This is a genomic window from Streptomyces cellostaticus (assembly GCF_023630175.1).
GTDB lineage: Bacteria > Actinomycetota > Actinomycetes > Streptomycetales > Streptomycetaceae > Streptomyces > Streptomyces cellostaticus_A.
Genome location: NZ_JALLIN010000040.1, coordinates 57,870 through 67,855 on the forward strand (window position 1 = coordinate 57,870; position 9,986 = coordinate 67,855).

The window sequence follows — 9,986 nt, forward strand, 5'->3', positions numbered from 1 at the left end:
GAGATCGACAGCATGCTCCCCCAGACCCTCGAGGCCCTGCGCGAGGCGATCAACTCCCATATCCCGGAGCGGATCGCCGACTGCTTCACCGACGACTACGTGGCCGAACGACCGCTGCGGCCGGCCGAGGGATTCATCGGTTCCGACCAGGTCGCCGCGAACTGGACGAAGATCTTGGCCGGGCTGCCCGACGTGCGGGCCGAGATCCTGCGCCACGCCCAGAACGGTGACGAGCTGTGGTCGGAGTGGGAGTGGCAGGGCACCGCCCCGACCGGGGCGACGGTCGTACTGCGCGGCCCGGTGATACTCACCACCCGCGACGGACGGATCGCCTGGGCCCGGTTCTACCCCGACCCGGTCACCACGGACAACCCGACCCACATCACTGTTTCCCGTGTCCTGGACGCCCCGGCCGGACGGATCTTCGCGGTGCTCCGCGACCCCCGCCGCCACCCCGAACTCGACGCCACCGGCCTCCTGCGGCACGCCGAAACCTCCCGCCCGGTCGACGGCGTCGGCGATACCTTCGTCATGGCCATGCACAACGACGAGATGGGCGACTACCGGATCGAGAACCACGTCGTAGCCTTCACCAAGAACCGGGTCATCGCCTGGGCCCCCGGCCAACCGGGCCAGCGCCCGGCAGGCCACCGCTTCACCTGGATACTCACCCCGACCGACGACGGCCACACCGAGGTTACCCAGACCTACGACTGGACGGCCGTCACCCACCCGGCAGAGGTGTCTCGACTGCCGGTCGCCTCCGCCGACGCACTCGACGGGTCGTTGACCCGCCTGGCCGCCGCGGTGGCGTAGGGCCGCCAAAGGACTCGGACACGGTCCGTATCCCGGCTGAAGCGACTTCGCGGCGGTCCCTGACCGTCGTGGCGACCCAGGGCATGGGAGTGCCGCTCTTGGCCAACGGCTTCGACGAGTGGGGGACGGCAGTGCGTCACCGAACGGCTCCGGCAGAACGTGGTTCAGACTAGATCGAGCCCGGGCAATCACGCGGGTACGGTCCGGTCAACGGGGCCGGAGCCACTGACATCGGCTCCGGCTCCGTGAGCTGATGGTGAAGGGCTGTCAGTCGAGGTCCGCGTGCGACTCAAGAGGGGTGCATGCCGGATAGACACAGCGACGCGCCCCGAACACACCTCAGTGCGCTGCTGTACTGCGTATCCCCGAATCGATCTGCCACCAACTCGCCGTGGCCTTGCAGGTGTTGTCCCAGCAGCTGGACGAGTGGCAGCGACGGCCGACGATGGGGGCCGAGGCCGGGATTTTGGATGACGGCGGCATTCGGGCGGTTGCTCGGACGGCTCATGCCAGCGAGACGACGGTGCTAGGGATTGGGTCGTGATCAGTCTGCGAGGTTGCCTTCGCGGCAGGCCCTGGACTGGTAGGCCATCTTGGGTGAGCGAGTGCAACTGACTTATGCGGAGGGGGAGTTCATCGCCTCGTACTTGCCGATCGGTGAGTACAGTCCGTATCCCGAGCGGCTTCGGCAGCAGTTCGAGGGCGTGATCTGGCGGTTCAAGACGGGCGGGCGGTGGCGGGAGATGCCGACGGAGTTCGGCGCCTGGTCGACGGTCCACAACCGGTTCCGGCAGTGGCGTGACGCCAGGGTCTTCGAAGCCCTCATGGAAGGCCTGATCGCAGAGGCCGCGAAGCGGGGCGAGGTGGACCTGTCCCTGGTCAGCATCGACTCCACCACCGTCCGGGCCCACCACGGCGCGGCCGGCACGCACTGGGACGAGGACGTCCTCACCGCTTTGGAGAAGGCTGCCGCCGAGGCGGAGAAGGCCAGGTCAAAGGGGGCGACCGCGGCGAGCGGACCGGACACGGGACCGAAGGCGATCCCGGGCGGGAAGCGCGACGGCGCATCCGGCGGTGACGCAGACTCCGGCTGAAGGCCGCCCTGCCCGGACGCTCCAGAGGTGGACAGATCACTCTGGGACGTTCCGTCCTTGAGTGACATTGCCATCAGTGACCGATGGATGTCACTGCCTGCACCGCGGTCGCACACCTGCTTATCCCGGAAAGGCCCGGACATGGCACTGCCTGATCCCGTCCCCGTCGCGGAACTCTTCACTCCGCCCGCTCGTGCGGCCGTCTCACTGTCGCCGGATGGTACGCAAATCGCGTACTTGGCGCCCTGGATGGGGCAGCCGAACGTCTGGATCGAGGGGATCGACACACCTGAGGACGTCAGATGCCTCACCCGCGAGGCACGTGGGGTGCACCGCTACTACTGGACGAGCGATCCGCGATGGGTGCTCTATACCCGGTACCAGGAGAGCCACGGGCGCTGGCACCTCTACCGCATCGATCAGCACGCCCCCGATGCCGAGCCCGTCGACCTCACACCCGGTTCACTGACACGGGTCCTGCACATCGACCTGCCTCCCGGACGACCGAACAAGGCGATCATCCAGGTCAATCTGCGGGACCCTGCCGAGTACGACCTGATGGAACTGGACATCGCCACCGGCGAACTCGCCATCGTCGTGGAGAAGTTTGGTGGTCACGGGTGGCTGTACAGCAACAGCATGGTGTTTCGGAGCACGACGAGGGTCGATGGGAACCTGGAGCTGTCGCGCAGGAACCGGAGGACCGGTGCGACACCGCCCCTTGTCGTGTTCGACGGTACGGACCATCCAGTGGGCATCTATCCGATGGAAATCACGCCGGATGGTACCGGCGTATGGGTGGGCTCGAACCGTGGCACCGACCGGACCCGCCTGGTGCGGGTCGACCTCGGCACCGGCGAGGAGACCGAGGTCGACTCGCACCCCGTCTACGACCTCGACGTGCGCGCGGGAGTCTTACCTCAACTGCCCTCACCGCTCATCCGGCGCCGCAGTACCGGCGAACTGATCGGTGCCCGCTACCTGGGCGAACGACAGGTGATTCACGCTCTCGACCCGCACTTCGCAGATGTGCTCAAGAACCTGGAGAAACTCCACGACGGAGACATCGACGCCCTCGGCTCCGACCTGGACGAGCGGCACTGGGTGGTCACCTTCACGCACGACCGCGACCCCGTAACGTTCTACTACCACCACGCCACAGGCGAGGCCCGAATGCTCTTTCGGAACAGGCCCAACCTGGACCCGGCGGAGCTGGCACCGATGGTGCCGGTGACGATCACCGCCCGCGACGGGCTGCCCCTACCGTCGTACCTGACCCTGCCTGTTGGGATCGAACCGGACCGGCTGCCCATGGTGCTGCTCGTGCACGGCAACCCCTGGATCCGGGGCAGCTGGTGCTTCGACCCCGTCGTGCAGTTCTTCGCCAATCGCGGCTACGCGGTCCTCCAAGTCAACTTCCGCGGCTCTACCGGATATGGCAAAGCCTTCGCCAGGGCGGCTATCGGACAGTTCGTCAGCAAGATGCACGACGACCTCGTCGACGGAGTGCGATGGGCGGTGGCGAAGGGTTACGCGGACCCCGATCGAGTGGCGATTCTGGGTGAATCCTGCGGGAGATACGCGGCTCTACAGGGTGTCTGAAAGACCGGTCCGCGTGCTGATCCTGCGATGAGGCGCAGGAGGAGCGGCCATGGCCAAGCGCCTTCAGTGCCGATCCGGCACCCTCGACGGCTTCATGGCAAGAGCCTGGCCATAGCCTGGTCAAGACGGCTCTCACGAATGCTTGGGGGTAAGCCCGTCAATGACGACTTTCAGCATGCGGTCTAGTTGAGTGCGCTGCTCAGGAGCGCCGGCCACGGAAAGTAGGCCGGCGAGAATGCTGCCGACGTCGACCGGATCGATGTCGCTGCGCAGTTCTCCCGCTTCGGCACCGGCTTTGAGCATCATCCCCAGGACTTGCTGAATCTGGTCGCAGACCGGTCCGGTGCCGAAGCGTCCGGAAGCGCTCATGGCGACCAGAGCTTCGCAGATGCTTCGCCGCTCGCCCGCCCATTCGGCGAAGCAGTGCATCCAGGCGTGCAGAGCCTGTGCGGGCCGCTCGGTTTCCAGGAGGAGGAGCGCGTCATCGCGCAGCGGGCGGATCTGGTCGCGGTAGACCTCTTCGACCAAATCCTCACGGGTGGGGAAATGCCGGTACAGGGTGGCGTTCCCCACGCCCGCGCGTTTGGCGATCGCGTCCAGTGAGATCGCCTGTCCGGAGGCGAAAGCCTCAGTGGCGGTGGCGATCAGGTGCTGGCGGTTGCGTTGGGCGTCGGCGCGCAGGGTGCTTCGTGGAGGTGTCATGACCTTCGCGATCGAGAGGGGTGGGTGAGATGCGGGCGATCGAATCGGGGATGTCCCCGGTACTGTACAGTGAGCGAAAACGGGGTACTCCCCGCTTGTCGCGACCTGCTCGCTGAACGAGAGGCCCACCATGCCCGCAGCGCTGATCACCGGCGGTACGACCGGAATCGGCAGAGCGACCGCTGAACTACTGCACGCCCGTGGCTACCGCGGCGCCGTCACCGGGCAGAACCCCGACTCCCTTGCGCGACACGGGCCGAGCTTCCCGGCGACGTGCTCGTCATCCGGTCCGACGCCGACGATCTCGTGGCAACGGTGACCGAAGGTTTCGGCTCTCTCTACGTGCTATTCCTCAACGCCGGGATCTTCCGGCCTGCGCCGGTTGCCGACGTGACGGAGGAGTCGTTCGACGAGCACGTCGACGTCAACTTCAAAGGCCAGTACTTCACCCTCCAGAAGGCGCTTCCGCTCATGAACGATGGCGGAGCAATCGTCCTCACGGTGGGAGTCGGAACCCGACTCGGCAGCCCCGGCGCCACGCTGGGGGTGGCGACGCGCGGCGCCCTGCTGGCGATGCTGCCCTCGCTCGCCTTGGAACTGGCCCCGCGCAGGATCCGCGTCAACGCCGTGAGTCCCAAGGCGACCGAGACTCCGCCCCTCGACGAGGTGGGATTGCCTCAGAGCGGTCTGGAGGTCATGCGCACGAAGATCCCGTTCGAGCGCTTCGGATCCAGCCAGGAGGTCGAGGAAGTCGTCGCCTTCCTCGCGTCGGACGCCGCCGGCCACGACACCGGTCAGGACGTGTCCGTGGCAGGCGGGTTCGGGCTCGGCGTCTGCGACACGGACGCATGTCGGCCACCGGCCCCCGATACCACGCACCACAACTATCAGGAGAAGTCTGATGTCATTAACTCTCGACACCTACCGGCTGCTCGGCCGTTCCGGGCTGCGGGTCTCACCACTGGCGCTGGGTGCGGCAACTTTCGGCACGGAATGGGGTTGGGGCGCCGAGCGAGAGGAAGCACGCAAGCTCTTCGACCGCTACACGGAGCTCGGCGGCAACTTCTTCGACACCGCCAGCACTTACACCAACGGCAGCTCCGAGCGGCTGCTGGGCGAGTTCGCCCGCGGCAATCGCGAGAGTCTGGTGCTGGCGACGAAGTACTCGACGCTGCGCCGGCCCGGCGACCCCAATTCCGGGGGTACGCACCGCAAGAGCATGTCGGCGTCAGTGGAAGCCAGTCTGCGACAGCTGGACACGGACTACATCGATCTGCTCTATCTGAACGTCTGGGACTTCAGGACGCCGGTGGAGGAGATCCTGCGCGGCCTCGACGACCTGGTGAGGCAGGGCAAGGTGCTGTACGTGGCGATCTCCAGTGCCCCGGCCTGGCAGGTGTCGCGCATGCAGGCGATCGCCGATCTGCGGGGCTGGTCGCCGCTGGTCGCGCTGGAGATCGAGTACAGCCTGATCGAACGTACCGCGGAGCGTGACCTGATCCCGATGGCACGCGAGATGGGACTGGCCGTGGTCTCCTTCTCCCCGCTGGGAGGTGGGGTGCTCACCGGTAAGTACAGCCGGGAGGACCAGAACCCGGCAGGTCCGGTCGTCGGGGAAAGCACCAGCAATCGCAAGAGCCTCAACGCCGCCCTGGGATGGGTCACCGACCGTAACCTCGCCATCGCCGATGCGGTGAAGGAGGTGGCTACGGACCTGGGCTGCACACCCGCCCAGGTCGCACTGGCGTGGGCCCTGCACTCCCCGGATGTGACGGCGCCGATCATCGGCGCCCGCACGGCCGCGCAGCTGGAGGACAATCTGGGCGCCCTGCAGGTCGACCTGACTTCTTCCCAGCTGGCCCGCCTCGACGAGGTCAGCGCCATCGACCTCGGCAACCCGCACGGACTGCTCGCCAGCGACCACATCCGCACGGTCACCACAGGTGACATGAAGATCGAGACCCGCCGCTGATCCGCCTCAGGAAAAGCAGAATCCGGCTTTATCACCAACCTTTCGACAATTGAACGGAGCAACTCGGCATGAGTCAGTACCGCGACAAGAATGTGGTGATCACGGGTGGCAGTAGCGGAATGGGACTCGCGCTCGCGGAACTGCTGGTGCAAGGCGGAGCCCGCGTAGTAATTACCGGCCGTTCTCAGGATAAGCTCGACGCGGCGGGCAAGCGGCTCGGTTCAAATGCCGTCACCTTCCGAGGCGATGTGGCCTCACTGCCCGACCTGGACACGCTCGCCGACCGCGTGAAGAGCGAGTTCGGTTCGGTCGAAGCTCTGTTCGTGAACGCCGGCATTTCACTTCTCACACCTCTCAAGTCGACGACCGAGGAAATGTATGATGAATTGTTCTCGATCAACGTCAAGGGTGCCTTCTTCACTCTGCAGAGCCTTGCCCCGTTGCTGAGCCCGAACGCCGGTGTCGTCCTGACCACCTCGATCGCGAACGTCATCGGGCAGGTGGACACGAGCGTCTACGCGGCCGGCAAAGCGGCGCTGCGCTCGATGGCCCGCACGTTCTCCGGTGAGCTGCTTCCGCGAGGGATTCGTGTCAACGCGATCAGCCCGGGCCCCATCGACTCTGGGATTCTGGAAACGATGAATTTGCCCAAAGAGGCCATATCCGAGTTCAGGGAGGAGCGGATCGCAAGCAATCCCATGGGACGTTACGGCACCGTCGAGGAGTTCGCCAGGGCTGCCGCATTCCTCGCTTTCGATGCCACGTACACCACGGGCATCGAGCTGGCCGTGGACGGCGGCGAAACCCAGCTGTGAGAATGAGGAGGATTTGCTGGAGGGGACCGATCGCTGCGTTCTTATTGATCCGAAACGATCTGGTTTCCTACTGGAGCGTGCAGCGGACGTGGCGGGCGTGGAAGTAGCCGCGGGCGACGTGTGGTTGGCGCTGGCGGCAGTGGAGGAAGCGGCAGCCTCGCGGGCGAGGTCGTCCACCGAGCGGGCGAGTGAGGCGTGGACGTGCCGTTTGATGTCCGCGTTCAGGTCTCGTCGGGGTTGAGTTCCGGTCTGTAGCCGGGCATCAGGTGGAGTTCGATCCGCTCGGTGTTGTCGGCGAGCCACGCGCGGACCGCCTTGCGGTGGACCGGGTGCCGGTCGGCGATCACGTGGACCTTCCGGCCGGCCTGGAGGCCGCGGTGGTAACGCCGCGGCCGCTGCAGGTTGCCCGCGTCCGGGGGAGTCGGGGCGACACCGGCCATGCTGTCCAGCCGACGCCGCCTCGGCGCCCGCCCGCCACGCGCGGCTATGACGGCGGCAAGAAGATCAACGGCAGGCGCCGGCGTGTCATCACGGACTGCCTGGGCCTGCTGCTGATCGTGCCGGTGTGTGCCGCGAACGTCACCGACCGCCAGACCGCCCCGCGTCACGCTGCCCCACCTGCGGGCGCGGCGCGGTTCCACAAGATCACGCTCGTGCGGGCCGACGGCGGCCACATCGGCCGCCTGGGCACCTGGACGAAGAAGAAGACACTGCCCGCAACAGCGAGGCGTTCATCTACTTCTCGCAGGCCATGCTCATGAGCCGTCGCCTCGCACGCGCGGCTCCCCGGCGGCGACGGGGCATCCGCCGCATCACCGTGGGCGGCCAGAGCCTCGGCCGTCTCCAGCGATCACCCGCCACTCCCATACCCCCTCGGCCGCGGCGAGTTCGGGCAGGAACCGGTCCGCCTCCAACTGAGGCCTCCATCCGCACCCGGGCAGCAGCCCCGCCCCTCCAACAACCCCACCACCGACGCCACCGGCCACCTCCGCACAGTCGAGGACGGACTGATTGCCCGAACCCTCCCACGACGACACCGGAACCGTGCCTGAACAGCGGAAGCCCAGTGATCACATCCGGCAGGACAACTGCTTCTCACCGGGCCTGCCGTGGATCCTCACGCGCTGACCTTGACCGCCGCGGCTATTTCGAATAGCTTTTTAGCTATTGACATTAGCCATGGAGGGTCGACATGACTGAGTTCCTGAACGTGGAAGGCGGCACCCTCGCCTACGAGGTGACTGGCTCCGGGCCGCTGATGGTGCTTGCGCACGGGATCGGCCAGACCCGCGACGCCTATCGGCTCATGGTCCCGGAGCTGGTGGCCGCCGGTTACCGGGTCGCAGCCGTGGACCTGCGAGGCAGCGGCGAGTCGACCGCGACGTGGACGTCCTACACCCGCACCGACATTGCCGCCGACCTGATCGCACTGATCGAGCACCTCGACGGTCCCGCGGTGCTGGTCGGCCACTCCATCTCCGGCGGTGCCGCGACGATCGCTGCTGCCAAGGCGCCGACGCTCGTGAGCGCCGTCGTCGAACTGGCGCCGTTCACCCGCAAGGTGGAGTACTCGCTGAGCGCCCTGGGCGTGTCCCGCTACCGCAAGGCCGCGACGGCGATCTCGGCCGTCGCGATGCTCGGCAGCCACAAGCAATGGCGAAAGTACCTGGAGATCGCAACCCCGGAGCCGCGCCCGGCGGACTGGGCCGCGAGTCTTGAGCGCACCGACGCGATGCTGCACGAGCCGGGCCGGATGAAGGCCCTGCGGAAGCAGATGAACAGCGCCGCCGACGCCGGTGCCCAGCTCGGCAACGTGCACTGCCCGGTCCTGGTCGTCATGGGCACCCTCGACCCTGACTGGGGTGACCCGAAGGCCGAGGGCGAGGCCATCGTGGCCGCGCTGCCGGAGGGCGTCGGCCGGCTCGAGATGCTCCCGGGGGCGGGCCACTACCCGCAGGTCCAATTCCCAACGGCGGTGGTCGGCCTGGTGCGCGCGTTCCTGGAGACGGCCCGTGCCTAGGGCCGGACTCGACCGGGCCACGGTCATCGCGGCCGCGTCGGAACTCGCCGACGAGGTCGGCTTCCCCGGCCTGACCATGGGCCTGCTGGCCGAGCGGGTCGGCGTGCGGACACCGTCCCTGTACAAGCACGTCGATTCGCTGGACGCCCTCCAGCGGGGCGTCGGCCTCCAGGCCGTCCGTGACATCGGTGCCGTCCTGACTCGGGCCGCCGTCGGCCGGTCCGGTCCGGACGCGGTCCGCGCGATCGCCGAGACGTACCGGAAGTGGGCGCTCGAGCACCCCGGCCGGTATGCCGCCAGCGTCCGCGCCCCGCGCCCCGAAGACGAGGAACACCAGGCCGTGGCCCACGAAGCGGTGCAGATCCTGGTCGACGCGGTCGCCGGCTTCGGGCTGACCGATGAACGCGCCATCGACGCGGTCCGAGCCCTGCGCACCGTCATCCACGGCTTCGTCGGCCTCGAAAACGACGAAGCCTTCCGGATGGAGCGCGACAACGCCGACAGCTACCAGTTCGTCGTCGACACGCTCATCAGCGGCATGCAGGCCGAGGCCGCCGGCGGCGGGCCCGACACCGCGCCGCTCCATGCCCGTGAGGGATCATGACCCAGGCCGCCGACTCCCCGAACCGCACCGACGCCGCCGCCGGGCTGCGGTTCCTGACCGAACTCATCGGCTGGACGGCCACCCCGTGGGCGCTGCACCAAGTCGACTGGGCAGTCTCGATCGCCGCGTTGGTCCTGCTGATCGGACTGCCGGCGGTCGTCGGGACACCCGGCGACCGCCCGTTCGACCCGCCGGTGGCGATTCCCGGCGCGGCGATGCTCCTGCTCGTGCTCCTCGAAGTGACCGCCGCAGCCGTGGCACCGTGGTTCGCATGGCCCACGTGGGCGGCAGTTGTCGCGACAGCGCTGGCCGCGACGTCGGTAGTGCTCGAACAACCCCGCTGGCGTTGGCTGCTGCACCA

10 protein-coding genes and 2 pseudogenes are annotated in these 9,986 nt (G+C 67.4%); 10 read left to right on the forward strand and 2 right to left on the reverse strand.

All coding sequences use genetic code 11. The features are described 5' to 3' along the window. Nucleotides 1–12: 12 nt before the first annotated feature. The 3 genes and pseudogenes from MXD57_RS23710 (at nt 13) to MXD57_RS23720 (ending at nt 3,512) form a co-directional block, all read left to right on the forward strand. Nucleotides 13–816 carry a nuclear transport factor 2 family protein gene (locus MXD57_RS23710; protein ID WP_250403784.1) on the forward strand — a complete coding sequence of 268 codons (804 nt, stop codon included), beginning with the start codon at nt 13–15 and terminating at the stop codon, nt 814–816. A 593-nt stretch (nt 817–1,409) separates the two neighbouring features. After that, nucleotides 1,410–1,891, forward strand: a pseudogene (locus MXD57_RS23715) (transposase); the annotation flags it as partial. 160 nt (nt 1,892–2,051) lie between these two features. Further along, entirely contained in the window at nt 2,052–3,512 is a 1,461-nt protein-coding gene (locus MXD57_RS23720; protein WP_250403785.1) for a S9 family peptidase, read from the forward strand. 132 nt (nt 3,513–3,644) lie between these two features. Here MXD57_RS23720 and MXD57_RS23725 read toward each other — a convergent pair whose 3' ends face one another. After that, on the reverse strand, nt 3,645–4,214 hold the full coding sequence (locus MXD57_RS23725; protein WP_250403786.1) for a TetR/AcrR family transcriptional regulator: 570 nt from the start codon (nt 4,212–4,214) through the stop codon (nt 3,645–3,647). Between the two features lie 315 nt (nt 4,215–4,529). Between MXD57_RS23725 and MXD57_RS23730 the strand changes: the two are divergent. From MXD57_RS23730 to MXD57_RS23740, 3 genes and pseudogenes are all read left to right on the forward strand, one after another. Continuing rightward, nucleotides 4,530–4,976, forward strand: a pseudogene (locus MXD57_RS23730) (SDR family NAD(P)-dependent oxidoreductase); the annotation flags it as partial. A gap of 139 nt (nt 4,977–5,115) precedes the next feature. After that, nucleotides 5,116–6,186: an aldo/keto reductase gene (locus tag MXD57_RS23735; protein WP_250403787.1), complete on the forward strand. Its 1,071-nt coding sequence runs from the start codon at nt 5,116–5,118 to the stop codon at nt 6,184–6,186. A 68-nt stretch (nt 6,187–6,254) separates the two neighbouring features. Next, nucleotides 6,255–7,001, forward strand: a complete 747-nt coding sequence (locus MXD57_RS23740; protein WP_250403788.1) for an SDR family oxidoreductase — start codon at nt 6,255–6,257, stop codon at nt 6,999–7,001. Between the two features lie 221 nt (nt 7,002–7,222). On the opposite strand, the gene MXD57_RS23745 is transcribed toward MXD57_RS23740, so the two are convergent. Next, on the reverse strand, nt 7,223–7,441 hold the full coding sequence (locus tag MXD57_RS23745) for a transposase (protein ID WP_250403789.1): 219 nt from the start codon (nt 7,439–7,441) through the stop codon (nt 7,223–7,225). Here MXD57_RS23745 and MXD57_RS32075 point away from each other — a divergent pair. The 4 genes from MXD57_RS32075 to MXD57_RS23765 all read left to right on the forward strand — a co-directional run. Next, entirely contained in the window at nt 7,379–7,762 is a 384-nt protein-coding gene (locus MXD57_RS32075) for a transposase (protein ID WP_374114743.1), read from the forward strand. The two genes, MXD57_RS23745 and MXD57_RS32075, sit on opposite strands and share 63 nt — an antisense overlap. Nucleotides 7,763–8,193: 431 nt before the next feature. Then, nucleotides 8,194–9,021: an alpha/beta fold hydrolase gene (locus MXD57_RS23755; RefSeq protein ID WP_250403790.1), complete on the forward strand. Its 828-nt coding sequence runs from the start codon at nt 8,194–8,196 to the stop codon at nt 9,019–9,021. Beyond that, nucleotides 9,014–9,625, forward strand: coding sequence for a TetR/AcrR family transcriptional regulator (locus MXD57_RS23760; RefSeq protein ID WP_250403791.1), 612 nt, complete (start codon nt 9,014–9,016; stop codon nt 9,623–9,625). The genes MXD57_RS23755 and MXD57_RS23760 overlap by 8 nt, the downstream gene beginning before the upstream one ends. After that, nucleotides 9,622–9,986: hypothetical protein (locus MXD57_RS23765; RefSeq protein ID WP_250403792.1), on the forward strand; the 365-nt coding region annotated here is incomplete at its 3' end. The genes MXD57_RS23760 and MXD57_RS23765, both read left to right, overlap by 4 nt.

Bases quoted from the DNA above. Each gene is read 5' to 3' on its own strand.
- MXD57_RS23725 (WP_250403786.1), bottom strand. From the start codon at position 4,214: ATGACACCTCCACGAAGCACCCTGCGCGCCGACGCCCAACGCAACCGC.
- MXD57_RS23735 (WP_250403787.1), top strand. From the start codon at position 5,116: ATGTCATTAACTCTCGACACCTACCGGCTGCTCGGCCGTTCCGGGCTG.
- MXD57_RS23745 (WP_250403789.1), bottom strand. From the start codon at position 7,441: ATGGCCGGTGTCGCCCCGACTCCCCCGGACGCGGGCAACCTGCAGCGG.
- MXD57_RS23755 (WP_250403790.1), top strand. From the start codon at position 8,194: ATGACTGAGTTCCTGAACGTGGAAGGCGGCACCCTCGCCTACGAGGTG.
- MXD57_RS23740 (WP_250403788.1), top strand. From the start codon at position 6,255: ATGAGTCAGTACCGCGACAAGAATGTGGTGATCACGGGTGGCAGTAGC.
- MXD57_RS23720 (WP_250403785.1), top strand. From the start codon at position 2,052: ATGGCACTGCCTGATCCCGTCCCCGTCGCGGAACTCTTCACTCCGCCC.
- MXD57_RS23710 (WP_250403784.1), top strand. From the start codon at position 13: ATGCTCCCCCAGACCCTCGAGGCCCTGCGCGAGGCGATCAACTCCCAT.